Here is a 26,544-nt window from a genome sequence, read left to right as displayed (position 1 = left end):
GGGTGGGCTCTGTTGGATGATTAACCAAGGCGGTCCAGAAGCGACTCCGGACGTAAATGCGTGTACCTAGCAAGCATTTGTAGAGTCTTGTGACCTGAGATGCTTGCCGCTTCCAATGGATTAAGGCCTCTCTCGAAAAGCCGAGACACTGCTTCATGGCGGAGGTCATGCCAGCGCAGATCGGAGATTCCAAGCTTTTTCAATGATCGCTTCCAGAGGCAGATGACGGCATTCACTGACGTGGCAAGAACATCTCCAGCTGGTGCGCTTCCCTGATGTTCAACTTGATAAACGTCTTTAAGGGAGTTGAGAACCGCTACCGCGCGGGTAGACAGTGGCAGGGTCGCCGGCACACCCTTGTTGCCGCTGACACGTTCGGTTTTGGGGATGTGGACGAGCCTCTCCTCCAAGCGTATCCATTCCCACTGAAGCTTGAAGAGCGTGCCTTGGCGCAGACTTGTCTCTATGGCAAGGGTGAAGGCTGCAGCAGCAAACGCATTTGAGCTGGTTTGTAGCTGCGCCAGAATCTTTTCATATTCGCCAGGCGCGAGCCTTCGTTCGCGCGCTTTGCTGCCGCCAGGCTTCCGGATGTTCTTCAAGGGATTCGAAAGTCCCTCCATTCGCCATTCTTTCCGGGCGATCTCGAAGAGGTGGCTCACCAACTGGAGCTCAAGGCGAATGGTATTTTCGGCGCGACCAAGTGCTCGCCTCTGATCTCGATACTGGGCAAAGTCTGCTCCTCGCAGGCCCGCCAAGGTCTTGTATGCCAAATCGGTCTCAAGCCATCGGTCGATACGCTTGTCTTCCTGGTATTGATGGCGTTTGGTCGGCACGACTTCTTTGCGATAGCGCTCAAGAGCCTCACGTAACGTGGTTCTTTCGGCTTCCGTCTTGTCGACGAAAGAGCCTGCGTCCATTGCCGCTTCTATGCGCCGTGCTTCCTGCTGGGCTTTTTTGAGGCTGTCAAAGGTGTGATAGACGGGTTTATGTCCGCGCCGCCGAATTTCGACGCGCCAGAACTCCCCGCGCTGCTGTATGTATGCCATTTCCGGATCCCAAGTACGTTTATCGAACGCTTGGTCTGGATTTTCCGTTTCCGGCAGAATTCCGGCAAAGGCCAGTTTTTGAATCTAGTAACGAGACCACTAGACGAAAAAAAAGCACCGCGATTACTCGCAAGTGCTTGATTTCCTTACTACTGAATTCTGGTGGGGCGTCACAGATTCGAACTGTGGACCTACGGATTAAGAGTCCGCTGCTCTACCAACTGAGCTAACGCCCCGTGCTGTACGTGCTGCTGTACTGCAAGAGAGGTCGCATTATAGGTAGCGTTTAGCATCTGTGCAAGCCCTTTTTTGCACTTTCTTCATGTTTCGGTTCTGAAACAGCAATCAATGCCGATTGTGAAGTAAAAATTCCCTTGGATTGAGAAAATTCGCCAATTAATGTGGCGATATAGATCAGTCAGCTTTTATCACTGCGGTACTGGCCACGCTGATAAGCGACGGGCGTCTGGAGAATTTATTGATTTGGTTGCTGAGCGCAAGGTGACGCGGTCGAGATAGCCGCAGCAGCATTGATCCCGCCTGGTCCTGGTGCGAGGCTTGGTTGTGACGTTGCTGGAAAACCTGGAGAGTTGTGCTGCTTGATGCATCCCGGGACTTGTACCGGAACACTTGAGGAAGAGTGGGAAGAAACAGCTAAACGGTTATTAAGATGAAATCAGAAAATAACGATCATCCCCGAATCTCCTTTCTGGATCAGCGGGCTTGAGTGCACAAACGAGGCGGCAGAGAAATCAGCACCGTTGGTGCAGTGGCTGGTGACCGAAAACAGGTTGTCGTGGTCCTGGGTCAGTTTGCACGTGGTCGTGACGATGGCTGAGACGGTGAGCGCTTTCGAGGATGTCGCGGCGTCTGCCGGGGTGATCCAGCCAACTGCTACCAGGGACAGGCAGACTGACATCGTGACGGTGTTGAAAGTTTTCATGGCGCACCATAAGGAAATTCCTGAGTGAAACTTTATTTCCTTGGGCCAATGTTGTGCATCAGAATTTGCCTGATTGTGTACTTTGCAGTTTTCAGTTAGTTAGCAGCGCATGCTAAGTCGTGTCAAGCTCTTCGGCAGTTAGTCCACGCCATATTCTTTCCGTAAAGATAAATCCTTGACCTTCCAATCCTCACTGGACTACTGTGACAGTGAGTGTTTGTTACGCTGGGGGATTAAGTCCGGCTAAAAATAAATAGCGGCGCGAGCGAATGCCGCTTCCTAACTGAAAAGGGGGCCATGCTCATGAAGAGAAATACGCTTGCCTTGGCAATGCTTCTTTTATTTGCGGTCGATGCACGTGCCGCCTCCATTCACCTGGAAGACGATATCGCCTGCGATAGCAGGGAGGTGCAGCAAACGCGCGTGCGCCTGACCCGCATCATCATGACCACCGATAACGAGCAAGCCAAGGATCAGGCCACCCGGGAAATCATTGAGGTAACAAAAGAACGTTGTGTGCCGCTTACCGGTATCTTCGTGATTCAGAACCGGGTCCAGGGCTTGCTGAAGGTCAGTACGAAGGAAGGGGTAGACCTGTGGCTGGTCGAATGAAGGTCGAGCTGCAGCCCTGACGCTTTCTACGGAAGCTGTCCATGTGAATGCTTGAATTCGTCCCAGCTGATGCCGCCCAGCGTGAAAGCGCTCACAAATGCTTCACATCGGTTGATGCCATAGGCTATCGCCACCGCCTCTGTGCGGTAGAAGTTAGTCGCAATGGACTGCGAAAAAATCATGTCGGCGCCGCGCATGACCTTCACGCCATCCAGGGACCAACCACTAGGCTGTTGCGTGTACTGCACCTGATAGGAAAAGCTGCCATCGCTTCCGCTCGTGTCGTAGACAGGCATTGGGGGCCTTATTTTCGCTGGGGGATGTTCGCAGAGTGCGCATGCGCTTGCATGCACAGTAGCGCACTTTTCTCGGTGCGCCGGTGCGGTATCGCACGTAACAGGGTTAAACGATCCGGAACCGGTCGTTCAAAGGACTTTAGTCGACAGGAAATCGAGGATAACGGCTCGGCATGGGCACGAACCATACAGGTCGCCAGTCAAATGCCCCCAGTCTACAGGTTGCACCCTCTACGGTTGTCGATGATGAAGGCGCCCGAAACCTTCGCCTATGCTCGACATTTCTCTCGCTGCTAACGATAGAGACGTCCGGCCTTTCTGTTCCCAAGCCTTCTTGCGAAGGGGCCGGATACTCGGCTTAGCGACGATTAGGTGCCGTAAGCAACGAATTGCGGTTCATTTGCAATTATCGATTTGCGCTATTTACGTCGGTCGCCTGACGTGATGTGTCTCCGGATACTTGTCGCCCTGTCGAAACCGGATCACCCCCGTCAGATGGAGGAAGGCAGTAGAACGATCCTTCCTCCATTTGGTGGAGGTGGGGGGAATCGAACCCCCGTCCAAAACGATTTTCGCCTTCAAGTTCGCGGCCATGCCGCATACACCAATGCTTCATATATGTCCGGCCCGGCGAAGTAGTTCCATCCTGGGCTGCATCGCAGTAAACGAACGGGGTACACGGGCAGTCCCCGGTGTGTCTCGCCATGAAAAACACCCCCAGACCCGGAACGTTCCAGGTTGGGGGTGCGGTCTGCATTGATGCGGTTGATCAGGTCTTGTCGGATGCCGTTGCTGCCTCTTCCGCTGCTTCACCTTTACCTTCAGGTTCAGCCAAGTTCTTCATTTCGGGCTTCAGGCGTGCTGATTGCTCCTTGCCCATGTCGAACAATGCGCCCATGACGTCCTTGGTTTGCTTCGGCGCCGCGCCGAGCGCGCCGCGCAGGAATTCCGCTTTGATGCGCTCGCGTCGAACCTGTTCTTCCGTCGCTGGTGCTACAGGTGTCGTCGATTTCAGAATGGACTTGCCCGGTTCTGTTTTGGGCGCTTCTTTTTTCGCTTGTGGCTCTTCAATAACGATGTCATTGAAGTGAATATGGGCTCCGCCACTGGAGCCGACATTGGCTGGCATATGTTGCTCCTCATTTTTAATCAATCATCTAGCCGTATGGATCACGACTAAAAATGAGTGGCCGGGCAGAGGAGCCAGTTCCAGCCCTGTTCAAGACAGCCTTGCCATCAATATGTCACCGTGACGTCTGCGCCACCCATTGAGCCGGTCCCACCGGTCGTGCCTGTTTCGCGCCCTTTGTCCGCGCCGTCTTTCTTCGCTGGCGGTGCTGCAGGACTAAACATGACCGTGGGACGGGTGTCGTCGCTGCAGGAATTGTCTGTGTCGAGCTTGCCGTTGGCCAAGTTGATCACCTTGATATTGCAGCGGGTCATCACGATGGCGCTCACGGCAAGACGCGCCGATGTGGCCGCCGACGACAGCTTGGGAAGGCTCAGACCGGCAAGGATCGATGACAGGATGAAGATCTTGGAGGTCACTATTTTTATGATGAGCCGCATTGAATGTTCCTTTTTTGCAATTTTTATCAGTATGAGCACATCAATGGCTCGGAGAAATCAGGGTTTTCCTGATTAATCGGTAACTAGAAAATAGTTACCTACTTAAATAAACTAATGGTTACGTTTTGGGTTTTCTGCGTGTTTGATCGGGGGAGATGCGAGAGCGCCCGGGCAATGGCCGGACGCATGTTGTTCAGTCCGCTTCCTCTGCCAGGCAGAGTCCCTCCAGTCCGTCGGAGGTCGGGAAGACCCTGAACGAGATCCGGTCTCGTCCCTGGTGCTTGGCCACGTAGAGCGCCTCATCGGCCACTTCGATCAGGTCTCGCGATCCAATCGTCAGTCCAGCGGGAGCGGTCAGCGAGGCCACGCCCACGCTGGCCGTGACGATGCCACCGACGCCGTGTGCATGGGTAATGCGCTCCTTGCGCAGGCGGGCCATCATCGTCTGCGCGATGGACAGCGCACAGCTGCTGTCACAGTCCGGCAGGATCACGGCAAACTCTTCGCCGCCGTAGCGGGCCACGACGTCGTGCTTGCGCTGCGCTGCATGTCCCAGCACTGAGGCTACCCTGAGCAGGCAGACGTCGCCGGCGGCATGGCCATAGGTGTCGTTGAACATCTTGAAGTTATCGACGTCGATCATGATCAGCGACAGGGTTCCGCCGGAGCGGTTAATCCGCGACAGCTCCGACTGCAAGGCCTGGTCGAAGTAGCGCCGGTTGAAGACGGCGGTCAGGCCGTCTTTCTGGGCCTGTTCTTCAAGCGCCTTGTATAAGTGTTCAAGTTCCTTGCGGGCGTCGACCGCATCGCGCTCGGCCGTCTCGCGCCGACGAACCTGGGCCACCATCCGGGCGCCGCCATACCAGAGAATGAGCAGCAGCAGCGCCACGCCAAAAGCGCGCGCCCAGGCATGACGCCGCCAGTCCGCCAGCACTTCGTTCTTGGACATCGCCACGATGACAAACAGGGGATGGTCCGCCAGGTGCTGGAAACTCTGGATGCGCAGTACGCCGTCCTGCGCCGAGCGGATCTCGACATCGCCGGAAGTCTGGTGCCGGATGTGGTTCTGGAACAGCGGCGAATCGTCGAGGCTCTTGCCGATGGTGTCCGTCATCAGCGGGCGCCGGTGCAGGATGGTGCCGTTGAGGTTGCCCAGCATGATGGCGCCTTCACGTCCGATGTCGAAGCGTTCGTAGAAACGCTGCAGGAAGGCCAGATCGATGGTGCCCAGCACGACGCCGCCGAAGGAGCCGTCGATCTTGTCGATGCGTCTGCTGATGGTCAGTATCCACTGGCCGTTGGATTTGCTTCTGATCGGCTTGCCGATGTAAGGCTTTTCCGAGCGATGGTCGCGGTGGTAGATGAAGTAGTCGCGGTCGGCATTGTTGAACCTGGTTTCCATCGCCGGCTGCGAGTTGACTATCCAGTTTCCCTTTTCGTCATAGACGAACAGGCCTGCCAGTTGGGGCAGGCTGCGCACGCGCATCACCATCATGTCGTGGGTGCGCTCCAGTCCGCGTCCCGAGTGTCCGTCGTGCTCCAGCCGCTCCAGCAGGCCCAGCAGGACGATGTCGACTTCATTGAAGGTCTGGTCGGCATGCTGGGCCAGCGCCATCGCCACATTCGAGTTGGCGCGGGTCGATTCGCTCAGTTCGATATCGCGCTCGCGCATGGCAGACCAGGTCACGAGCAGGACGATGACGATGCATACGCTCACGACGAAGATCTTCGCCGCGTTCGAAGCACAGTTTTTGTAAAGTCCAAACATCGGATCGACCTTATTAGAGATATCGCCTGTGATGCATTCTTCTCCTATAAGTAAAGGCTAGATATCAGGAATAACCTTGCTTTTATCCCAAACCGCTCAGGCTTTGTCTGTGCTGCTCGTCCGGTGTGCCGGCTGTGTTCCCGGGGCTCGGGAATGAAAGAGGATCGCGGGCGCTCGAAAATGCCGCCCGATGTCACCAATCTGTCAGCGTTTCTGCCCGGAAACCCTTGCTGCTGGCGGATTTCAGTCGATCAAAGAAATCCGGCGAAAGCAGCACGACGGTGCAGATTGCGGCTAACATTGCGGCAGTGCGATGTTGGCAATAAGTAAAGATCGCCTGAGTCATCCATCGAATAAAAAAGAAGAACACATGCGTGCGACAGAAACAAAGACCGCCGAAGCCGGTGCGTCATCAGGGGAAATCCATCAGGCGCGCGGGGCGCCCGCTGCCGCACGTCGCGGTGCGGGATGGTGGCGGCACCTGCCGGCGGCATTGGTGCTGGCATTGATCTCATTGAGTTACGCCGCAAGTTATGGCGCGATGATCTTCGGTAGCGGTGGGCCGGAGTTGCTGGTGGCGGGCTTGCCCATTCTGTTCGTGACCACCTGCGTGGCCATGCTGATGCAGGCCTGCTCCAGCACCGTGCCCTTCGTGGTGGCTGGGCCCGATTCGAATTCGGTGGGCATCCTGGCGTTGATGGTGGGAGGGATCTGGAGCGCCATGGAAGGCGCCAGCACCCAGGCTGCCGTGGTGACGGCGCTGGCTGCGGTGGCCGTCAGCACGCTGATGGTCGGCGCCCTGATGCTGGGCCTGGGGGCGGCGCGCCGCGGCAACCTGGTGCAGTTCGTGCCCTTCCCGGTGCTGGGAGGTTTTCTTGCGGGGTCTGGCTATCTGTTATGGACCGGCGCCTTTTCGATGCTGACCGGCCATGCATTTAGTCTCGATAGCGAATTGACGGCGTCGCTGGGGCACCTGCATTGGGTGACCGTGTTGCCAGCGGCGTTGGTGGCCGTGGTCATGCTCGGCCTGCCGGGCCGCAAGTTCAGGCATCCGCTGGCGATGCCGGGCGCGCTGGCGGCGGCGACTGCGCTGTTCTACGCCAGCCTGGCGGGGGCTGGCATGTCGCTGGAGCAGGCGCGCGAGCTGGGCTGGCTGTTCAGACCGCTGCATCTGGCGGGATTGCAGGTGCCGGCGACCTGGGCCTGGGGCGAGATCGACTGGCAGTTATTGTTGTCGCACTACAGCGAGTTCCTGGCCACGGCGGCCGTGATGACGCTCACCATCTTGCTTAACGCGACCAGCATCGGCCTGGCGACGCGGCGCGAGATCGACTTCAACCAGGAGCTGCGCAGTGCCGGGGTGGCCAATATCGTCGCCAGCGCGCTGGGCGGCGTATCGTGCTGCCATTCGCTGTCGCGCAGCTTGCTCAACTTTCGTTTCGGCTCGCGTACCCGTGCCCCGGCCATCATGGCCGCGCTGATCTGCCTGGCTTGCATGCTGTTTTTCCTGCCCTTGGTGTCGTACCTGCCGCGTCCGGTGCTGGCCGGACTGCTGATCGGACTCGGGGGCGGCCTGCTCGATGAATGGCTGATCAAGGCGCGCCATCGCCTGGGGCGGGGCGATTATTCGCTGATCTGGTTGATCCTGGCCGTGATTGCCTTCGATGGCTTCGTCACCGGCGTGGCGCTGGGCATCGTGGTGGCTTGCGTGCTGTTCGTGGTGGAGTACGGGCGCGTGTCCTGCGTGAAGATGGAATTCACCGGCGCCGCGCTGCACTCCAAGCGCGAGCGCACCATGGAAGCCGGCGCCCGGCTCAAGAACGAAGGCGACAAGTTGTTCGGCGTATCGCTGCAGGGGTTCCTGTTCTTCGGCAGCGCCAACCAGATGGTCAATCGGGTGCGCTTTCAATTGCTGCGTCAGCGCAGTTTCGTGGTGGTCGATTTCAGGCATGTGCAGGGCATGGACGCATCGACCTCGCAAAGCTTCGCCAAGCTGGCTCAGTTGTGCGAGCAGCATCAGGTAGAACTGCTGCTGTCGGGGATGGCCGAACATGTCGTCGCGCCGATCAGGCGCGCGTTTCTCGATCGCAGTCCGCCGCGCGAATTCATCGACCTCGATGCTGCGCTGGAATGGGTCGAGGAGCGCCTGCTGGGGCAGGTCGACGGCATCCGCACCGGTGAAGAATTGCTGGTGAGCCTGCAGGAGCATTTCGGCCAATACGAATTGCAGGTGTTGCTGGCGCATACCGAAAAGATCGATCTCGATGCTGGCATCATGCTGTTCGCCAAGGGCGAGATCGGCGACTGCATGTATTTCATCGAAGAAGGGCAGGTCAGCGTGTCGCTGCAGTCAGGCAGCGGTCGGGTACGACTGCGAACCTTCTCGACCGCCACGATCGTGGGGGAGATGGCGCTCTACAGTGGCCAGAAGCGCACTGCCGACGTGGTCACCGACCTGCCCACGCGCGCCTACAAGTTATCGATGGCGCGGCTGCGCCAACTCGAACATGAACAACCAGCGGCGGCGCTGCAACTGCATCATTACGTGGTGCGCATCATGGCCAGTCGCCTGGCGGCCACCAACGAGGCCTACCGGCTGACGCAATAACTAACAGGTCCGGGCTTACAGGGCGCTCTTGATGCCGTTGACCCAGGACTTGGCCGGCAGGCCGGTGGTGGCCTCGATCAGTGCCGCGCGCGCATACAGCGTCGGAAAATCGAACTGCTGGCGCTCCTTGAAGGCAATCGCCACCACATTGCCATCGTGCACTTCGGGCAGCGAGATCACGGTATCGAAGGCAAATTCCATCGCCCGCAGGTTCTTGGCGTAGCTGGGATGGTCGCCGAACAGGTTGACCGTCATCACGCCACCGGGCGCCAGGCTGGCATGGCAAGCCTGGTAGAACTCGGGGGTGTCGAGCACCGGGCCGCGTGCGGTGGCGTCGTACAGGTCGACCTGCAGCGCATCGATGATGCCGTGCCCGGCGGCGTGCAATACAAAATCCATGGCATCGCTTTCGATCAGCATCAGGCGATCATCGGCGGGCGGCAGCTTGAACATGCTGTGGCAGATGGCGATCACGGCCGGGTTCAGTTCGACCGCGGTGACCTGCGCCTGCTCGAACTGCCGATACGAGAACTTGGTCAGCGCCCCGGTGCCCAGGCCGAATTGCACGATGTGGCGCGGGGCCTGGTTGAACAGCATCCAGGCCATCATTTGCTGGGCGTATTCGAGTTCGATCCAGTCGGGCTTGCGAATGCGCATGGCGCCCTGTACCCATTCGGTGCCGAAGTGCAGGTAGCGCACGCCATCGAGTTCGGACAGCGTCACCGGTGCAAACTTGGGCTTGCGCGGTTTGACGGCGTCTGCTTCGAGGCGGCGACGATTGGGGCCGGCCTTGGTATTGGCCTGGGCTTCGATGGATTTTCTGCGAATCAGCATGGTGTCGGACAAAATGGGGCGAGCAGGGCGCGCGGGTGCGCAATGATACCGTGCAGCTGCGGGCGACTGTGCATTTAGCGCATAAGCACATGACGATTCATTACTTCTATGGCGCTCGGGCGTCGTGTGACCATGCTGTCCTTACTCATCTCAGGACTATCATGCAATTCGCATCTATCGCCAAACTGGCCACCGCGCTGACGCTGGCACTGAGCCTGGCGCCGCAAGGCGCGCTGGCGCAAGAAAAGAACAAGATCAAGGTCGGCATCTCGGTGGGCAGCGCCGAAGCCATCTTCGAAGTCGTCAAGAAAGTCGCCGCTCGTGACGGCCTGGATATCCAGACCATCGTCTTCAGCGATTACTTGCAGCCCAACGCCGCACTGGCCGCCGGCGACCTCGACGCCAATGCCTTCCAGCACCAGCCTTACCTGGACAGCCAGATCAAGACCCGCGGCTACAAGATCGTACCGGTCGGTCTGACCATCACGGCGCCGCTGGGTATCTATTCTAAGAAGTATCGTTCGATCGACCAGTTGCCCAATGGCGCTTCGATCGGCATCCAGAACGACCCCTCCAACGGCAACCGTGCCCTGCTGCTGTTGCAGAAAGCGGGCCTGATCAAGCTCAAGGCAGGCGCTGGCGAAAATGGCGTCAACGCCACCCCGCTGGACGTGATCGACAATCCGAAGAAGCTCAAGCTGGTCGAGCTGGACGCGGCCCAGTTGCCACGTTCGCTGGATGACCTGGCGGCCGCCTCGATCAATAACGACTATGCCTTCAAGGCCGGCCTGTCGTTGCAGAAGGACACCATCGCCGTGGAAGATCCACGCGGCCGTTATGCCAACATCATCGCCACCCGTACCGAAGACAAGGACAAGCCCTGGGCCAGGAAGCTGGTGCAGGCCTATCATTCGGACGAAGTGCGCAAGTTCATCGAGAGCGAGTACAAGAACTCGCTGGTGCCGGCGTTCTGATTTTTGGCAAGGAACGACGCTGGGTCCTGACTTTCGTCAGGACGACGGAGGCGGGGCGGTTTAGTGCTTTCGGCGCCGTCGTCCCTGCGCAGGCAGGGACCCAGCGTCTTTTCGTTATTCTCGGCCGCGCAAGCGCGCTGACATCGAACACCCCTCAATTCCCGTTCCCGGTAAGGCCCAGTCGTTATAAACTGCGGTCCATGCTCAAAACACTCATTTTCTGCCTCAAGCTGGCGATCGTATTCGGCGGCATCGTCCTGTTCGGGCGGGCGATCCAGTACCTGATCTTCAACGGCGGATTCTCGGGTGAGTTCTACGACTACCTCTTCATGCGCAAGTAATAACAGCGGTTGCCAAGACCATCGCCTATCCAGCGATGTTATTCTCGGCGCACGCTTCAATTCGTGCTTCACATCGCAGTTCAACCCGTAGTCGAACCTGAGGATCCACGGCAATGAGTCACATCCACTTCATCGGTGGCGAAAAAGGCGGCGTCGGCAAATCGCTGGTCGCCCGTGTGTTGGCCCAGTATTTTGTCGACCGCAATATCCCCTTCAGCGGTTTCGATACCGACAAGTCGCATGGCGCGTTGCTGCGCTTCTATGGTGATTTTTCGGCGCCGCTGACGCTCGACCAGCACGACAGCCTGGACCCGCTCATCGAGCGCGCGCTCGAAGATCCGCAGCGTCGCATCCTGGTCGACCTGGCGGCACAGACCCAGCACTCGCTGGCCGCATGGATCGAGGATTCGGGCGTGCTCGATTTCGCGGCGGAACAGGGCATCACCCTGACCTGGTGGCATGTGATGGATACCGGCCGCGATTCGGTGGACTTGCTGCGCAAGTGGCTCGACCAGTTTGGCGGGCGTCTCAAGCTGGTGCTGGTGTTGAATGAAGTGCGCAGCGACCGCTTCGATATCCTGGACGCCTCGGGCGAGCGCGAACGGGCCGAAACGCTGGGCGCGACGGTGATTTCGCTGCGCCGCCTGCCCGACGCCACCATGCTCAAGATCGACCAGCAAAGCGCCAGCTTCTGGGCCGCACTCAATCATCCGGATCGCGCCACGGCAGGCCTGGGTCTGCTGGAGCGCTCGCGCGTGAAGGTGTGGCTGAATCGGGCCTATGCCGAAATCGACAAGCTGGCGTTGTAAGGCGGGCGCCAGGCTGTCGATAGAACGATGCCGTCCGGCTCGGGCTGGACGGCATTTTCGTTTCTGCTTGGTAAATTCATCCCAAAAGGTAGTACGGCAATACATGTACTCTATTCTGTACATGTTCTAGGATTAAGTCTGTTTGTGGATTTCTTGGAGAAACCGATGCGCACCGTCCACTTTACCGACGCTCGCAGCAATTTGAAGACGGTGATTGATCGCGTCGTTGAGGATGCGGATGTCACGCTGATTACGCGTCGTGATGCGCCGAATGCGGTGGTGATGTCACAAGACTACTTCGACAGTTTGATGGAAACAGTATATTTACTACGTTCGCCAGCGAATGTTGCTCATCTCGAGCGCTCGATTGCCCAGCTTCGCGATGGGAGTATCACCGAACGCGCCATCGAAGAAGATCAATGAGCGCCCGGCGCGTGTTCATCGAAGAAGATCAATGAGCGCCCGGCGCGTGTTGTTCACCGCTGAAGCTTGGGATGACTATCAATACTGGCAGACACAAGACCGAAAAACACTCAAGCGTATAAATCAGTTGATCCGTGAGACTCAGCGGACCTCCTTCGAAGGTGTCGGCAAGCCGGAGCCTCTCAAGGCAAATCTTTCCGGCTTCTGCTCGCGTCGAATTGACGAGGTGAATCGGTTGGTCTATGAAGCGCCAGAAGGGCAGATCAACATCGTCTCCTGTCGCTACCACTATCAGTAATTTCCCTGCGTATTTATTCCAGCATTGCAGTCACATCCGCCGTGGCGAGGATCGACGCATAGTCCATCGCCAGGTTGGCCAGCGAGAGGGCATGCACATCTTCAGCGGGCCAACTGTGTCCACGGGCATCCTGCAGATCGAACGTGTAGGTCGCATCGGACAGCACGATCGTGTCCAGGCCAAGATTGCCGCTGCTGCGGGCGGTGCTTTCCACCGAGTTATTCGTGATCGCACCGGCTATCACCACCTGCTCGATCGAACGAGTCCTTAGCCAGCGTTCCAGGCCGGTGGCAATAAAAGCATCTGGAACATTCTTTTCGACGACGTGTTCTTCGCTCGCTGGCACGAACAAAGATTGAAATTCGACACCGCTTTGCCCGGGCCAGAACACGGATTTCGGCGACTTGGATATATGGCGGACATGCACGATGGGCCGCTTCTGCGCACGCCATGTAGACAGAAGCTGATGGAGCCTGGATTCGGCCTCGGGGTTATTTCGTGGTCCAAATCGAGGATCGTTCAGCCCTTGCTGCATGTCGATGATCAGAAGCGCTGCATTCTTGTTGATGTTCATGGTGAGTTTGAGCGGAAAAGATAACAGCACACTATGTGGTCAATGATGCGGCCAATCAATACTTATGGATCGCTTGCGGTGGCAGTGCCAGCGGCTTCACCAGACAACTAGCCCGCCTGGCTCGATGCGCTCAGGTCGCGCACGCTGCGCTCGAATGCCGGGTCGGCCAGATAGGCCACGTTGAGCCGGGTCCAGGGTCTCGGGGCGAGCCGGTCGACGAAGAAGATCGCGCCGGGCGCCAGCACCACGCCATGCTTGAGGCAATGCTGGGTCAGCAGGTTGGCATCGGCAATGGGAGGGAACCGCGCCCAGAGATACAGGCTCTGCTGCGGGCGGCAGAATACCTCTGCCCCCAGCCGGTCAAGAATCTCCAGGCCGCGACGCGTGGCGTTGCGCACGCGTTCCTGCAGGCGCATGGTGTGCAGCTTGAATTCGTCGTCCTTGAGGATGGCGTCGTAGACCCGTTCGGAATATTCCGAGCCGGTGGTGTGCACCAGCATCTTGATGTCGGCCAGTTCTTCGATGCGGCCCTGGTTGCCGGCGATGAACCCCACGCGCAGCGCAGCCGAAATCGATTTGGAAAAACTGCCGATGTAGAGCGTGTTGCGCAACCCGTCCAGCGCCGACAGGCGCACCGTCGATGCCGGCTTGAAGTCGGCCATGGCGTCGTCCTCCACCACCAGCAACCTGTATTTCTCGGCGATGCGCAGCAATTGATGAGCCTTGGCCGGAGAAATGTCGGAGCCGGTCGGGTTGTGGGCCGAGGTCTGCACGAAGAACAGCTTGGGGCGATGCAGCCTGACCAGGTTTTCGAGCGCCTCGAGGTCGGGGCCATCGGCCATGCGCGGCACGCCCAGCATGCGCGCGCCATGCATCTGCAACTTGCCGAACAACGGATAGTAGCCAGGGTCGTCCACCAGCACCGGTTCGCCATGATTGAGATAGCGCCGGATGATGATGTCCATCGCATGGTTGGCGCCGAAGGTGGTGACCACTTCGCGGGGCGCGCAATGAATCGCGTGGTCGGACAGGCGCAGCGCCACCCGCTGGCGCAAGCCGATATTGCCCAGGCGCGAACCATATCGATACAGCGTCAACCCGGAAGTGCGCACCACCTGCCGATGATATTTGTCCAGCCGCATGTCGGCCAGCCAATCCACCGGCGGGAAGCCTTCGCCCAAGTGCGAATGCCCGGGGTCGCGCACGAACTGCTGGCGCATCATCCAGATGCGGTCCAGCGCGCGGTTGTAGGGCTGCAGGTCATCGTCATCGGTGGCCGCCGGGCTATTGGCGCGCACGAAGAATCCCTTGCCGTGGCGTGACTCGACCAGGCCTTGCGAGGCCAGCATTTCATAGGCGGTGATGACCGTGTTCTTCGACACGCCATGCTGTGCCATGTACCTGCGCAGCGAGGGCAGGCGGTCGCCGGTCTTGAGGATGCCATCGGCAATCTGGCGCGAAATCTCGCTGGCAATCTGCTGCGTCAAGGTGTCTCGGGCCATGTTTTTTCCGTGGGTACAGATTTCAGGTGTCCGCTCTAACTGTACCTTTTTGATGCAGACAGTGCGGGGTAGTATGCATTCAGCCAACACATACATCAACTACGGAGACAAAAGAATGGCTCTCGATTCGCGCCTGTCGAATTTTCGCAACCTCACGCCCGCGCAACGCGTCGACCATCTGCAGGACCTGCTGCAACTCTCGTCCGAAGACGTGACCCTGCTCAAGAATGCCGGCGGCCTGTCGCTGGAACGTGCCGACGGCATGATCGAAAACGTGGTCGGCAAGTTCGAACTGCCCTACGGCATCGCCACCAATTTCCAGGTCAATGGCCGCGATGTGCTGGTGCCGCTGGTGGTGGAAGAACCTTCGGTGGTGGCCGCTGCGTCCTACATGGCCAGGCTGGCGCGTGCCGGCGGTGGTTTCCTGACCTCCAGCAGCGCGCCGCTGATGCGCGCGCAGGTGCAGATCGTCGGCCTGAGCGACCCGCATGGCGCCCGTCATAGCCTGCTGCGCAACAAGGACGAGATCATCGCCCTGGCCAATACCAAGGACGCGTTGCTGATCAAGCTGGGCGGTGGTTGCCGTGACATCGAGATCCACACCTTCGAGTCGAGCCCGATCGGCCCGATGGTGGTGGCGCACCTGATCGTGGATGTGCGCGATGCGATGGGCGCCAACACCGTCAACACCATGGCCGAAGCGGTCGCGCCGCTCATCGAGAAGGTCACCGGCGGCAAGGTGCGCCTGCGCATCCTGTCGAACCTGGCCGACTTGCGCCTGGCGCGCGCCCAGGCGCGCTTCGCGCCGGAAGTATTCGATACCGCCGAGCTGAAGGGCGCCGATGTCATCGACGGCATCATCGAAGCCTATACCTTCGCGGCCATCGATCCCTATCGTGCCGCCACCCACAACAAGGGGATCATGAACGGCATCGACCCGCTGGTGGTGGCCACCGGCAATGACTGGCGCGCCATCGAGGCGGGTGCGCATACCTATGCCTGCCGCAACGGTCACTACGGTTCGCTGACGACCTGGGAAAAAGATAACAACGGCCATCTGGTCGGCACCATCGAAATGCCGATGGCACTGGGCCTGGTGGGGGGCGCCACCAAGACGCACCCGATGGCGCAGCTGTCGTTGCGCATCCTGGCCGTCAAGAGCGCGCAGGAACTGGCCGAGATCGCCGTGGCGGTCGGCCTGGCGCAGAACCTGGGCGCCTTGCGCGCGCTGTCGACCGAGGGCATCCAGCGCGGGCACATGGCGCTGCATGCGCGCAATATCGCCTTGCTGGCCGGCGCTGCCGGCGACGAGATCGATTGGGTCGTCAAGCAGATGGTGCAGGAGAAAGACGTGCGCACCGACCGCGCCACCGCGCTGCTCAACGAACGGCGCGCCAAGTGAGCAGTACGCCTGCGGTGCAACTGGTCGAGGTTGGCCCGCGCGATGGTCTGCAGAACGAAAAACGGATGCTCACGCCCGAGGTGCGCCTCGAGCTGATCGGCAAACTGGTGGCCGCCGGTCTCACGGCGATCGAGGTCGGTTCCTTCGTTTCGCCCAAGTGGGTGCCGCAAATGGCGGGCAGCGACCAGGTCGTGCGCCAGGCCAGCGGCATCGACGGCCTGCGCGCCAGTGCGCTGGTGCCCAACCTCAAGGGAATGGAAGCGGCGCTGGCGGCTGGCTGCAAGGAGATCGCGGTCTTTGCTGCGGCCTCCGAAACCTTCTCGCAGAAGAACATCAATTGCAGCATCGCCGACAGCATCGAACGCTTCCGGCCGGTGATGGCGCTGGCGCAGGCCAATGGCGTGGCGGTGCGCGGTTATGTGTCTTGCGTGATGGGTTGTCCGTATGAGGGGCCGATCGCGCCGCCGGCAGTGGCTGGCGTGACGGCGCAGTTGCTGGCGCTGGGCTGTTATGAAATCAGCCTGGGCGACACCATCGGCGCCGGCACGCCGCACAACACCCGCGAGCTGGTGCGGGCCTGTGCCGAGGTGGCGCCGCTGTCCGCGCTGGCGGGACATTTTCACGATACCTGGGGCATGGCGGTGGCCAATGTCCAGGCGGCATTCGACGCCGGCATTCGGACGTTCGATGCATCCGTGTCGGGGCTGGGCGGCTGTCCTTATTCGCCCGGCGCGACCGGCAACGTCGCCACCGAAGACCTGGTGTATCTCTTTGACGGGCAGGGCGTGCGTACCGGCGTAGACCTGGACGCACTGATCGCTGCCGGCGCGTTCATCGACGCCTGGCTCGAGCGACCCAGCGCATCACGCGTGGCGCGTGCGCGCAAGGCGACGCTGGCGGCAGCACATTCATAAAAACGGAGACAAGACATTCTATGGTTGCACAACAACTCGAAAGCATCGTTCGCGCCCACGGCAGCTTGAGCGGCGTGGTCGTGCTCGACCTCACGCGCGTCGTCGCCGGGCCTTATTGCGCGATGATCCTGGCCGATCTGGGCGCGACCGTGATCAAGATCGAACATCCTCGCGATGCCGACCTGACGCGCGAATTCCCGCCATTCCGGCAACTGGGCGATAAGCACGTCAGCGGCTTCTTTGCGCAGTACAACCGCAACAAGCTGGCCGTCAATCTCGATCTCAAGAGCGAAGAAGGCAAGCAGGTCTTCCTGGAAATGGTCGCCAAGGCGCACATCGTCATGGAGAATTTCCGGCCCGGCACCATGGACAAGCTGGGTCTGGATTACCAGACCCTCAAGGCGGCCAATCCGGCCATCGTCTTTGCTGCCGTCAGCGGCTTCGGCCAGTCCGGCCCGAATCGCACCCGGCCCGCCTATGACAGCACCGCCCAGGCCACCGGCGGCCTGTGGTCAATGAACGGGTTGGCGGAAGAGCCGATGCGCGTGGGCACGGTGCTGGGCGACCTGTCGGCCGGGCTGTTTGCCGCGGTCGGCGCGCTGGCGGCGCTGCGCCAGGCCGAGCGCACCGGGCAGGGGCAGATGGTGGACGTGTCGCAACAGGATGCGATTGTCTCGCTGACCGAAAACGCAGTCGTCACTTATACCGAGACCGGCAAGGTGACCACGCCCAGCGGTAACGGCCACCCCTTCGTCAAGCCGTACGGGCGTTATCGGTGCAAGGATGGCTACGTCTTTTTTGGCGCCTACACCGACAAATTCTGGATGGAAGCCTGCAAGACCTTCGGCGACGAGGAAATGGCGGCCGACCCGGAAGTGGCGACCATGGCCCAGCGTTTCGAGCAGGGCGTGTATGAACGCAAGGTCGATCCGGCGGTGCGCCGCTGGTGCGGCAAGTACACCAAGGCCGAACTGGAGGCGATGGTGGGCGACCGCTTTCCGCTGTCGCCGATCAAGGGCATCGACGAAGTGGTCGCCGATCCGCATCTCAGACAGCGCGACATGCTGGTCTCGGTGCAGTACGAAGAGGCCAGTTTTTCGGTCTTCGGCAATCCCGTGAAGCTGTCCGGCGGTACCTTCGAGCGGGGCGCCAGCGCGCCGTCGGCGGGGCAGCACAACGAGGGCGTCTACAGCGGCTGGCTGGGCATGGACCACACGCGTTACGCCGAGCTGCAGCGGCTTGGCGTGATCTGAGGCGGAGCACAGACCATGGGACTGCTTACCGAGGCCATCACCGGCAGCATAGGCGCGAGCCTGCCGCCTTATACCTTCGAGATCACACGCAACGACATTCGCAAGTATGCGGTGGCGACCAATCAGCAGGAGGAGCGTTTTCGTCGCGGCGACGAGGCGCCGTTGCTGTTCCTGTTCAGCGCCATCATGCCCATCACGCCGCTCGACCGCCTGCTGGCCGATGGCCATATGCCGGACAGCCCGCTGATCCCGGAGCTGCCGCTCAAGCGCATCATGGCCGGCGGCAGCCAGTACGAGGTGTTCGGCACCCTGCGCTGCGGGGACGTGCTGACCGTGCGGCAGACGCTGGTGGACATCTATGAAAAGAACGGCGCCAATGGTGCGTTGATCTTTCTCGTTTTCGAAAACCGCTTCGAGGATGCCCAGGGAAATCCTGTGGTCATCGAGCGGCTGACCAGGATCGCGCGATGAGCCAGTTTTCAATGAAGACGGCCGCCATCGGCCAGGCGCTGCCGACCCGTTCGTACCAGGCGGGCACGGTGCAATTGTTTCTCTATAACGCGGCGATTTGGAATGCCCACCGGATTCATTACGACCTGCCGTATGCGCAGGGCGTCGAACAGCACCCGGCATTGCTGGTCGACGGTCCGTTGCAGGGCGACTGGCTGATGCAGCTGGTCTATGAACTGATGGATGCAGCCGACGAGTTGCAAGGCTTCAGTTATCAGAACCGGCAATCGGCCTACGTCGATGAGGTGCTGACCCTGAGCGGGCAGGTGGCCGCCGTCGACGGCGAGCGCGTCACGCTGACGCTGTCGCTGGCCAACACCCGGGGCCAGATCACGACCATGGGCCAGGCCACGGTCCGGCGCGCGACGCACTGATCAAATCGTTTCAGGTTCGGTTCCTGCCCGCTCGCGCCGGCAGGGGGGCGCCGTGCACCCCGCAGAAAGCCACGTATTTGCAGTACCCACTAAAACAGCAATGGAGGACGACACCGTGCAATCATCTCAATCTTCTCTCACTTCGTCTGTGCCCGGGGCGGTAGATGCCTCCGGTTCCGGCGGCGGCTATAACCTGTTCGAGGTCTGGGGCGACACCGTCGACGCTCGTCACCTGGGCCTGTCGATCGGCATCGGCGCGGCCATCAGCCTCGGGTTGTATGCGCTGGCCGAATTCTCGCTGCGACGTCTCATGGACAACGCCCAGATGGCGCATGCCTACGCCATGCTGGGTGGCATCGTCGGCTGCCTGCTCGGCGGCATCGTCAGTGCCTTGTTGTTCAAGCCCAAGAGGGTGGTCCAGGAAGAGGTCGCGGACGAAGCCTTCCGTGCCACTGTGCTGGCTGACCTCACCAAGCAGTATGGCGACCTGGGCCGGCTGGAAGACGTGGCGCCGGAAGTATTGGCCGAGATGAAGGAACTGGGCCTTTACGATATGTTCTTGCAAGCCCAGCAGCAGTTGCCGGAGCAGGCCAGCGCGCCGGCGGGGCTGCGTCCTGTCCTCGCCGGCAACGGAGGCTGACATGGATCCATTGATGTTCGATATCGTCTCGGCGCTGGGTTTCTCGCTGATGGGGGCCGTGCTGTTTTCGGCCATCGGCCTGGTCTCTGGCACCGACGAGACCACCACCCTGGCGCCCTTGACCATGCTGGTGGTGCTGTTGGGGGCGCCGCCCGCATCGGTGCTGGCGTTCTTCATCGCCGGTGCGGTAGCCAAGCACATGACCCACGCCGTGCCGACTGCGTTGTTAGGCATTCCTGGCGACACGTCTGCGGTGGCCTTGATCGGCGACGCCAACGTGCTGCGACGACTGGGCGTGCCGCACATCGCGTTGCGCAAGATGTTGTCGGGCGGCGCCATTGCGGCGCTTATCGCGGTGCCGGTCTCGATCGCCTTTGCGGTGGTGCTGGCGCCGTTTGGCGAGATGATCAAGCAGTTTGCGCCCTGGGTATTCCTGAGTGCGGCGCTGCTGATCGCTTATTTTTCGGCGGGTCGCTGGGCCGCAATGCTGGCGCTGGTGCCGTTCGTGCTGCTGATCGTCGCGCTGCAGACTCTGACCGCGAAGTATGGCACCAAGCTATCGGTCAGTTACTTTCTGGGAATCGCCGTCGCCCCGTTGATCGCGTCACTGTTCTCGCTGCTGTCGCCGCAGGCGCGTGAAGGCATGCGACGCCAGGAGTTCAAGGTGTTTTCGCTGGCGCCGGACGTGAAGGCGTGGAAAGGGTATTTTCCCAATCCCTTCAAGGTGATGAGTCGCCGCCAGGCTGGCGTGACGGCTGCGGCTGCGGCGGTATCAAGCGCGACCTTCGTCTTCAGTCCGGTGGCCATGGCGGTAGTGGTGGGCGAACTGATCGGCGGGCGCATCAAGCAGGCCTACGAGCGTGTGACCACTGTCATTACTGCGCGCAACGGCATCTCGGAATCGACCTACATCGCCGAGACGCTGATTCCGCTGATCGCCTTCGGACTGCCCTTGAGCCCGGTGGCAGCGGGCCCGGCCGGACCGTTATTCAATGCGCCGCCGCGTTTTTCGGTCGACACCGCGACGGGGCAGGTCAACAACCTGCACAACATGCTCTCGATCCCCGAGTTCTTCTGGTTCACGCTGATGGCGGTGGTGATTGCGCTGGTGATCGCCTATCCGTTCGCGATGAACTATGCGCACAATGCTGCCTCGTTCGTGGCGCGCAAGGTCAGCCATGAAGCCGTGATCGCCACCTTCATCGGGCTGGTGCTGGTGATCGGCCTGTGGGAGGGCGGCATCCTGGGACTGATGGTGATCCTGTCGATCGGAATGCTGGGTGGTTTTCTGGAGCGGCTGGTCGGGTTCAACATCGGCGTGCAGTTCATGGGCTACTACACGGCGGTGCTGTCAGTGCCGGCGCTGATTGCAGCGTTCAAATGAAGGGCGATCCCGCTTCGTGCGCGGAGCGGGATCGCGTTCTGGCGTGGTTTGACCTGAAAACCTTGTCAGGCGTTTAGCGCCTGCCATGACGTCAGTTTCTGGTCATACGACAGCGATGCATGGGCCGGGCTGCTGGAGGGCAAACTTATAATCCGGTATTCTCCGGCGCGTTCTCCCAGCGCCTTCAACCCGATCTTGGCGGCAGTCCCGCCATTGAAGGCAATCGTCTTCAGGGCCGGCAAGGTGTCGATCAGCGTCAGCAGGTCATTCTGTGTATGGTCACGGATCTCGCTGTCGAGACTGCCCGTGCGCCTGGCATTGGCGATGACGTCCCATAATCCGATCTGGTGCGCCAATACGGTAGACAACCGGGTTTCGTAATCCATTGCGACCAGGTCAACACCAATCACCTCACCCACCAGCCGCCAGAAGTTATTACGCGGATGCCCATAATACTGACTGGCCGCCAGCGAGGCCGCCCCAGGCAAGCTGCCCAGTATCAACACCCTTGTATCACTGGCCACCACCGGCGCAAAGCTGGCCAGCACCGGATCGCTGGCGGTGAAGTTAACCGGTTGCCTGCGGGACCGGGAAGATACGGAAGAACTGGGTTTGCGAGCAGCCATCTGGATTGGGCGGGAATTCGGTTCGGATGAAATTAATTACACGTAGCGCACCCGGCAACACATCAGGCGACAATACGCCACGATGTTAGCGCACCCGCGCCGATAGCGTCATTACCCAATACTTAATCTTCAATCCCCAACCATCGGAGAAAGACATGGCAGACAAGGTTATCCTGGTAACAGGCGGCAGTCGCGGCATCGGCGCGGCCACGGCAAGACTGGCGGCGCAGCGTGGCTATGCGGTGGCGGTCAACTATGTATCCAATCGTGCAGCCGCCGATGCGGTAGTGGCCGATATCGTGCAGGGCGGCGGGCGCGCCATCGCCGTGGCGGGGGATGTGTCGAAGGAAGACGATATCGTCCAGCTGTTTGCTACCGTCGACCGTGAGTTGGGCCCGCTGACGGCGCTGGTCAACAATGCCGGCATCCTCGAACACCAGTCGCGGTTGGACGAGATGACCACCGAACGCATCAATCGGGTCCTGATCGCCAACATCACCGGTAGTTTGCTGTGCGCCCGTGAAGCCGTGCGTCGCATGTCGACCCGGCACGGCGGTCGTGGCGGCGCCATCGTCAACCTGTCTTCCATGGCGGCCAAGCTGGGCGGGCCGGGCGAATATGTCGATTACGCCGCCTCCAAGGGCGCCATCGATGCCTTCACCATCGGCCTGGCCAAGGAAGTCGCGGCCGAGGGCATTCGCGTCAATGCAGTGCGCCCGGGACTGATCTACACCGATATCCACGCCAGCGGCGGCGAGGCAGGGCGGGTCGACCGCCTCAAGGATGCAGTGCCGATGAAGCGCGGCGGCACCGCCGAGGAAGTGGCCAATGCGATCCTGTGGCTGGTGTCGGACGAGTCATCCTATGCCACCGGTACCTTCATCGATGTCTCCGGCGGTCGGTAACATGTTGTGACGGTGCCAACCGCTGATGTGCCATGCTTTGGTTTAAGATGACGTTTGTTGTTTGGATTCGGCCGGCATGGCCACATTTCAGTTGGAGTATTGGTATGAAAAAATTCATTGCAGTAGTGGCCCTCGGGTTGATGGCCACAGGTTGCGCCGTCACCCCCAATTCGGCCAGCGTCTATAACACCCGCCAGGCACAGGGAGAGCAAACGGTGCGCATGGCGGTGGTCGAATCGATTCGTCACGTCACCATCGACAAGGGCGCCAGCGGCGTCGGCACGCTGGCAGGTGGCGCGCTCGGTGGCATTGCCGCGGGTTCCGCCATCGGCGGCGGTAACGGCGCACTGGCCGCTGGCATCGTCGGCGCGCTGGCAGGTGGCGTCGTCGGTAACCAGGTCGAGTCGCGCGTGGCTAACCGGCCCGGCCTCGAAATCACCGTGCGCCTGGAAAACGGCGAACTGCGCGCCATTACCCAGGATGCCGATGAAGCCTTCCAGGTCGGCGAACGGGTGCGCCTGCTGTCCAATGGACGCACCACACGCGTGACGCACTAAATCGTCGTCTGCTCAATAAAAAACCCGCATTCTCGGAATGCGGGTTTTTTTATGGGCAGGCCGATCGGATCAGGCCGATGTGCCGCTAGTGGGCGGCGTCTCGGCGACTTCTTTCTTGCGGCGATTGATCAGCCAGATATACACCACCGTCTGCAATAGCGCCACCGTGCTGCCGATGATGACTTCACCCACCCGCATCAGCGCCAGGTGCAGTTCTTCACCCAGCCCGTGGCCGGTGAAAGCGGCCGATAGCAGGATCACCACCGTGGCCGGCCCCAGGCGCCAATTACTGGGATAGTTCTGCAACAGCATGGCCACGATGACGGCCGCCGTCAGCGCCACCAGCATGGCCAGGAAGGTGGGGCCGAAGATCACCAGCGCAAGGCACGAAACGATGCAGCCCGAGATGGTGTTGATCAGCCGCGCCCGGAAGTTTGCCTTGGCCATCGTCATGTCCGGCTCGGTGACGATGATCAGCGAGATCATCGCCCAGTAAGGCTCGGCAACGCCCGCCGCGCGCAACCCGTACCAGAGGATCAGGCAGCCCGACAGGATCTTGACCAGATAGGCCAAGGCATTCTTGCGGGGATTGATGAAGTTGAGTTCCATTCAATCCATTACTTGGAGAGCTGGTCCTGCGCTTGTTTCAGCTCGGCCTCGGCGTCCTGCAGTTTCTTTTCCTGCTTGGCGACCTTGTCGGATTTACCCTTGGCCTGCGCTTTTTCCAGGTCGATGCGACGCTTGGCGACTTGCTGTTCCTTCTTCTTGACGTCGGCTTCGCGCTCGCGACGCAGGCCTTCATCGGTGCAGTTGGCGTTCAACTGCTTCTGGGCGATCTTGAGCTTGGCTTCCTGGGCGTGGTTGCCGTGCTTCTGGGCCTGCTCCAGCTGGTTCTGTACATCGGCCTTCTTGGCCGCGCAGCCGGTCAGGGCCTGTGCCGATGCGCCGGTACTGGCCGCAGCGCAGACTAACAATGTCAGTGACAGCGTAACAATCTTGTTCATCCCGTTCTCCTTTTGTGATCCAGCAAGAATCGTCACTTTACCCCATCGCAAATGAAATCGGCGACCCGCAGGCCGCCGATTTCGTTACACGGGCGTATCCGTCATTTACCTGGATGCCATGCCCAGCAGCATGTCGTTCATGCGCTTGACGAAGCTGGCCGGGTCGGTCAGTGCGCCACCTTCAGCCAGCAGGGCCTGGTCGAACAGCAGGTGCGACCAGTCGTCGAACTTGGCTTCTTCGTACTTCAGGCGTTGCACCAGCGGATGGTCGGGATTGATTTCCAGGATCGGCTTGGACTCCGGCGCATCTTGCCCGGCCGCCTTGAGCATGCGCACCAGGTTGCCCGACAGTTCGTTGTCGTCGGCCACCAGGCAGGCAGGGGAGTCGGTCAGGCGTGAGCTGACGCGCACTTCCTTGGCCTTGTCGCCCAGGGCGGTCTGCATCTTGCCGACCAGGTCCTTGTACTCGTTTTGGGTTTCCTCGTGCTGCTTCTTTTCGGCTTCATTCTCGAGCGAACCCAGGTCCAGCCCGCCCTTGGCCACCGAAGCCAGTTCGCGGCCGTCGAATTCGGTCAGGAAGGACAGCATCCATTCGTCGACGCGGTCGGTCAGCAACAGGACCTCGACACCCTTCTTGCGGAAGATTTCCAGGTGCGGGCTGTTCTTGGCCGCCAGGTAGTTTTCGGCGGTGACGTAGTAGATCTTGTTCTGGCCTTCCTTCAGGCGGCCGACGTAATCGGCCAGCGAGGTGACCTGGGCGTCGCTGTCGTTATGGGTCGAGGCAAAGCGCAGCAGCTTGGCGATGCGTTCTTTGTTAGGCGCATCTTCGCCGATGCCTTCCTTGAGCACCTGGCCGAACTCGGTCCAGAAGCCGGCGTACTTGTCCTTTTCGGCCTGCTCTTCGCTGTTGGCCAATTCTTCCAGCAGGCCCAGCACGCGCTTGGTCGAGCCTTCGCGGATGGCGCGCACGTCGCGCGATTCCTGCAGGATTTCACGCGACACGTTCAGCGGCAGGTCGGCCGAATCGATCACGCCCTTGACGAAGCGCAGGTACACCGGCAGCAACTGCTCGGCGTCGTCCATGATGAACACGCGCTTGACGTAGAGCTTGATGCCGCCGCGCTTGTTGCGATCCCACAGGTCGAACGGGGCGCGGGTCGGCACATACAGCAACTGGGTGTACTCGCTGCGGCCTTCGACCCGGTTGTGGGTGAATGCCAGCGGCGCGCCGAAGTCGTGCGAGATGTGCTTGTAGAACTCTTCGTATTGCTCGGGGCTGATGTCGGACTTGCTGCGGGTCCACAGGGCGCTGGCCTGGTTGACGGTTTCCAGTTCGTCCTTCTTGACGGTCTCTTTCTTTTCTTCGTCCCATTCTTCGGCCTGCATGCGGATCGGCAGCGCGATGTGGTCCGAATACTTGCGGATGACCGACTTGATCTGCCAGTCCGACAGGAACTCGTCTTCACCCTCGCGCAGGTGCAGGATGATGTCGGTGCCGCGCTTGGGCTTGTCGATCGCCTCGACCGAGAAGTCGCCGGCGCCGGTCGATTCCCAGCGCACGCCCTGGTCGGCGGCGGTGCCGGCGCGACGGCTTTCGACCGTGATGCGATCGGCCACGATGAAACCCGAATAGAAGCCCACGCCGAACTGGCCGATCAGGGCTGCATCCTTCTGCTGGTCGCCCGACAGGCGCGAAAAGAATTCCTTGGTGCCCGACTTGGCGATGGTGCCCAGGTGCGAGATCGCCTCGTCACGGTTCATGCCGATGCCGTTGTCGGAAATGGTGATGGTGCGGGCGGTCTTGTCGACGCTGACGGTAATGGCCAGCTCAGGGTCGTCTTCGAACAGGGCGCCGTTGTTGATCGCTTCGAAGCGCAACTTGTCGGCGGCGTCGGAGGCGTTCGAGATCAGCTCACGCAGGAAGATTTCCTTGTTGGAATACAGCGAGTGGATCATCAGCTGCAGCAACTGCGTGACTTCGGCCTGGAAGCCCATGGTCTGTTTGTCGGATGCCATGTTTATTTCCTTAAAAGCAAGAGTGGGAAGGAGTCAGTGCGCGGCAATCGGGCATGCCAGCAGGCGGCATGCGATCGCGACCTGCTGGATATAGGGAGGTCTTGGCAGATTTCAACTGTCAGGGTGATGCTTTTCGTACACGTTCTAGAAGTTTATTAAATTCCTGATAGCCGCCTGGCAACAAAATAAAGATAATTGGCGCGCGATGATCTGAATCAACATCCGTCAAGCTTATTGAAATCAAAGGGTTTTTTAGTCTTTTGTGTCATTTTCGTGAAATGCGCGGGTGCTAAAATAGTTTTTGTCAGAATACAAATATTTACGGCCTTATAATCTCCAGTTGTCGATAAATAACAAAAATA

General features: G+C 60.1%; 29 protein-coding genes, 1 tRNA gene and 1 other RNA gene. 16 read left to right on the top strand and 15 right to left on the bottom strand.

The features are described 5' to 3' along the window. Positions 1-20: 20 nt before the first annotated feature. The 3 genes from LBW87_RS01915 to LBW87_RS01905 all read right to left on the bottom strand — a co-directional run bounded on the left by LBW87_RS01915 (position 21) and on the right by LBW87_RS01905 (position 1,989). A complete protein-coding gene (locus LBW87_RS01915; RefSeq protein WP_225199737.1) occupies positions 21-1,046 on the bottom strand; it encodes a site-specific integrase in 1,026 nt (341 codons plus the stop codon). Positions 1,047-1,206: 160 nt separating this feature from the next. Then, positions 1,207-1,282 (bottom strand) — tRNA-Lys (locus tag LBW87_RS01910). A 440-nt stretch (positions 1,283-1,722) separates the two neighbouring features. Continuing rightward, positions 1,723-1,989 carry a hypothetical protein gene (locus LBW87_RS01905; protein WP_225199736.1) on the bottom strand — a complete coding sequence of 89 codons (267 nt, stop codon included), beginning with the start codon at positions 1,987-1,989 and terminating at the stop codon, positions 1,723-1,725. Positions 1,990-2,292: 303 nt separating this feature from the next. Between LBW87_RS01905 and LBW87_RS01900 the strand changes: the two genes are divergently transcribed. Further along, complete coding sequence (locus LBW87_RS01900; RefSeq protein WP_225199735.1) at positions 2,293-2,601, top strand: hypothetical protein; 309 nt, start codon at positions 2,293-2,295, stop codon at positions 2,599-2,601. A gap of 26 nt (positions 2,602-2,627) precedes the next feature. Here the strand turns inward: LBW87_RS01900 and LBW87_RS01895 are convergent, their stop codons facing one another. The 5 genes from LBW87_RS01895 to LBW87_RS01875 all read right to left on the bottom strand — a co-directional run bounded on the left by LBW87_RS01895 (position 2,628) and on the right by LBW87_RS01875 (position 6,183). Further along, the gene (locus LBW87_RS01895; RefSeq protein ID WP_225199734.1) at positions 2,628-2,897 is read right to left on the bottom strand and encodes a hypothetical protein; all 270 of its coding nucleotides are present in this window, start codon (positions 2,895-2,897) and stop codon (positions 2,628-2,630) included. Positions 2,898-3,184: 287 nt separating this feature from the next. After that, positions 3,185-3,519, bottom strand: a transfer-messenger RNA (tmRNA) gene (gene ssrA / locus LBW87_RS01890). 147 nt (positions 3,520-3,666) lie between these two features. Continuing rightward, positions 3,667-4,026 carry a hypothetical protein gene (locus LBW87_RS01885; RefSeq protein ID WP_225199733.1) on the bottom strand — a complete coding sequence of 120 codons (360 nt, stop codon included), beginning with the start codon at positions 4,024-4,026 and terminating at the stop codon, positions 3,667-3,669. Positions 4,027-4,133: 107 nt separating this feature from the next. After that, positions 4,134-4,466 (bottom strand): hypothetical protein, encoded by a 333-nt coding sequence (locus LBW87_RS01880; protein WP_225199732.1) that lies wholly within the window; start codon positions 4,464-4,466, stop codon positions 4,134-4,136. A gap of 193 nt (positions 4,467-4,659) precedes the next feature. Then, positions 4,660-6,183 carry a sensor domain-containing diguanylate cyclase gene (locus LBW87_RS01875; protein WP_320442706.1) on the bottom strand — a complete coding sequence of 508 codons (1,524 nt, stop codon included), beginning with the start codon at positions 6,181-6,183 and terminating at the stop codon, positions 4,660-4,662. A 421-nt stretch (positions 6,184-6,604) separates the two neighbouring features. Here LBW87_RS01875 and LBW87_RS01870 point away from each other — a divergent pair, with 421 nt between their 5' ends. Next, the gene (locus tag LBW87_RS01870) at positions 6,605-8,842 is read left to right on the top strand and encodes an SLC26A/SulP transporter family protein (protein ID WP_225199730.1); all 2,238 of its coding nucleotides are present in this window, start codon (positions 6,605-6,607) and stop codon (positions 8,840-8,842) included. Between the two features lie 15 nt (positions 8,843-8,857). On the opposite strand, the gene LBW87_RS01865 is transcribed toward LBW87_RS01870, so the two are convergent. Continuing rightward, the gene (locus tag LBW87_RS01865; protein WP_225199729.1) at positions 8,858-9,676 is read right to left on the bottom strand and encodes a spermidine synthase; all 819 of its coding nucleotides are present in this window, start codon (positions 9,674-9,676) and stop codon (positions 8,858-8,860) included. Between the two features lie 161 nt (positions 9,677-9,837). Here LBW87_RS01865 and LBW87_RS01860 point away from each other — a divergent pair, with 161 nt between their 5' ends. From LBW87_RS01860 to LBW87_RS01840, 5 genes are all read left to right on the top strand, one after another. Continuing rightward, complete coding sequence (locus LBW87_RS01860; RefSeq protein ID WP_225199728.1) at positions 9,838-10,650, top strand: MetQ/NlpA family ABC transporter substrate-binding protein; 813 nt, start codon at positions 9,838-9,840, stop codon at positions 10,648-10,650. A 200-nt stretch (positions 10,651-10,850) separates the two neighbouring features. Then, entirely contained in the window at positions 10,851-10,991 is a 141-nt protein-coding gene (locus LBW87_RS01855; protein ID WP_008112802.1) for a hypothetical protein, read from the top strand. A gap of 113 nt (positions 10,992-11,104) precedes the next feature. Further along, positions 11,105-11,800, top strand: coding sequence for a mobilization protein (locus tag LBW87_RS01850; protein WP_225199727.1), 696 nt, complete (start codon positions 11,105-11,107; stop codon positions 11,798-11,800). 165 nt (positions 11,801-11,965) lie between these two features. Then, a complete protein-coding gene (locus LBW87_RS01845; protein ID WP_225199726.1) occupies positions 11,966-12,223 on the top strand; it encodes a type II toxin-antitoxin system Phd/YefM family antitoxin in 258 nt (85 codons plus the stop codon). Positions 12,224-12,254: 31 nt separating this feature from the next. Further along, positions 12,255-12,521: a Txe/YoeB family addiction module toxin gene (locus tag LBW87_RS01840; RefSeq protein WP_225199725.1), complete on the top strand. Its 267-nt coding sequence runs from the start codon at positions 12,255-12,257 to the stop codon at positions 12,519-12,521. A 13-nt stretch (positions 12,522-12,534) separates the two neighbouring features. On the opposite strand, the gene LBW87_RS01835 is transcribed toward LBW87_RS01840, so the two are convergent. Together LBW87_RS01835 and LBW87_RS01830 are read right to left on the bottom strand one after the other, a co-directional pair. After that, positions 12,535-13,095, bottom strand: coding sequence for a cysteine hydrolase family protein (locus LBW87_RS01835; RefSeq protein WP_225199724.1), 561 nt, complete (start codon positions 13,093-13,095; stop codon positions 12,535-12,537). A 107-nt stretch (positions 13,096-13,202) separates the two neighbouring features. Beyond that, entirely contained in the window at positions 13,203-14,597 is a 1,395-nt protein-coding gene (locus tag LBW87_RS01830; RefSeq protein ID WP_225199723.1) for a PLP-dependent aminotransferase family protein, read from the bottom strand. 115 nt (positions 14,598-14,712) lie between these two features. Here LBW87_RS01830 and LBW87_RS01825 point away from each other — a divergent pair, with 115 nt between their 5' ends. The 7 genes from LBW87_RS01825 (at position 14,713) to LBW87_RS01795 (ending at position 21,074) form a co-directional block, all read left to right on the top strand. Continuing rightward, positions 14,713-15,999: a hydroxymethylglutaryl-CoA reductase, degradative gene (locus LBW87_RS01825; protein ID WP_225199722.1), complete on the top strand. Its 1,287-nt coding sequence runs from the start codon at positions 14,713-14,715 to the stop codon at positions 15,997-15,999. Next, positions 15,996-16,913, top strand: a complete 918-nt coding sequence (locus tag LBW87_RS01820; protein ID WP_225199721.1) for a hydroxymethylglutaryl-CoA lyase — start codon at positions 15,996-15,998, stop codon at positions 16,911-16,913. The genes LBW87_RS01825 and LBW87_RS01820 overlap by 4 nt, the downstream gene beginning before the upstream one ends. Before the next feature lie 20 nt (positions 16,914-16,933). Further along, on the top strand, positions 16,934-18,166 hold the full coding sequence (locus tag LBW87_RS01815; RefSeq protein WP_225199720.1) for a CaiB/BaiF CoA transferase family protein: 1,233 nt from the start codon (positions 16,934-16,936) through the stop codon (positions 18,164-18,166). Between the two features lie 15 nt (positions 18,167-18,181). Then, the gene (locus LBW87_RS01810) at positions 18,182-18,637 is read left to right on the top strand and encodes a MaoC family dehydratase N-terminal domain-containing protein (protein ID WP_225199719.1); all 456 of its coding nucleotides are present in this window, start codon (positions 18,182-18,184) and stop codon (positions 18,635-18,637) included. Then, positions 18,634-19,050, top strand: a complete 417-nt coding sequence (locus LBW87_RS01805) for a hypothetical protein (RefSeq protein WP_225199718.1) — start codon at positions 18,634-18,636, stop codon at positions 19,048-19,050. Before LBW87_RS01810 ends, LBW87_RS01805 begins: the two co-directional genes overlap by 4 nt. Before the next feature lie 115 nt (positions 19,051-19,165). Then, a complete protein-coding gene (locus LBW87_RS01800; protein ID WP_225199717.1) occupies positions 19,166-19,690 on the top strand; it encodes a hypothetical protein in 525 nt (174 codons plus the stop codon). Between the two features lies 1 nt (position 19,691). Continuing rightward, on the top strand, positions 19,692-21,074 hold the full coding sequence (locus LBW87_RS01795; protein WP_225199716.1) for a tripartite tricarboxylate transporter permease: 1,383 nt from the start codon (positions 19,692-19,694) through the stop codon (positions 21,072-21,074). A gap of 65 nt (positions 21,075-21,139) precedes the next feature. Here the strand turns inward: LBW87_RS01795 and LBW87_RS01790 are convergent, their stop codons facing one another. Further along, positions 21,140-21,700 carry a DNA-deoxyinosine glycosylase gene (locus LBW87_RS01790; protein ID WP_225199715.1) on the bottom strand — a complete coding sequence of 187 codons (561 nt, stop codon included), beginning with the start codon at positions 21,698-21,700 and terminating at the stop codon, positions 21,140-21,142. Between the two features lie 155 nt (positions 21,701-21,855). On the opposite strand from LBW87_RS01790, the gene LBW87_RS01785 reads away from it, so the two are divergent. Next, a complete protein-coding gene (locus LBW87_RS01785) occupies positions 21,856-22,605 on the top strand; it encodes an SDR family oxidoreductase (RefSeq protein WP_225199714.1) in 750 nt (249 codons plus the stop codon). A 104-nt stretch (positions 22,606-22,709) separates the two neighbouring features. Continuing rightward, positions 22,710-23,162, top strand: coding sequence for a hypothetical protein (locus tag LBW87_RS01780; RefSeq protein ID WP_225199713.1), 453 nt, complete (start codon positions 22,710-22,712; stop codon positions 23,160-23,162). 69 nt (positions 23,163-23,231) lie between these two features. Here the strand turns inward: LBW87_RS01780 and LBW87_RS01775 are convergent, their stop codons facing one another. From LBW87_RS01775 to htpG, 3 genes are all read right to left on the bottom strand, one after another. Beyond that, the gene (locus LBW87_RS01775; RefSeq protein ID WP_225199712.1) at positions 23,232-23,771 is read right to left on the bottom strand and encodes an FUSC family protein; all 540 of its coding nucleotides are present in this window, start codon (positions 23,769-23,771) and stop codon (positions 23,232-23,234) included. Between the two features lie 8 nt (positions 23,772-23,779). Next, complete coding sequence (locus tag LBW87_RS01770; RefSeq protein ID WP_225199711.1) at positions 23,780-24,166, bottom strand: DUF1090 domain-containing protein; 387 nt, start codon at positions 24,164-24,166, stop codon at positions 23,780-23,782. 105 nt (positions 24,167-24,271) lie between these two features. Continuing rightward, on the bottom strand, positions 24,272-26,182 hold the full coding sequence (gene htpG, locus LBW87_RS01765; RefSeq protein WP_225199710.1) for a molecular chaperone HtpG: 1,911 nt from the start codon (positions 26,180-26,182) through the stop codon (positions 24,272-24,274). Between the last annotated feature and the right edge of the window lie 362 nt (positions 26,183-26,544).

Origin of the sequence: Herbaspirillum sp. alder98 (assembly GCF_020179755.1) — a bacterium.
In the GTDB taxonomy this organism is placed as follows: Bacteria; Pseudomonadota; Gammaproteobacteria; order Burkholderiales; family Burkholderiaceae_D; genus Herbaspirillum.
The sequence above is the reverse complement of the archived record's forward strand: the minus strand, read 5'-3'. Positions and strand labels throughout refer to the sequence as shown.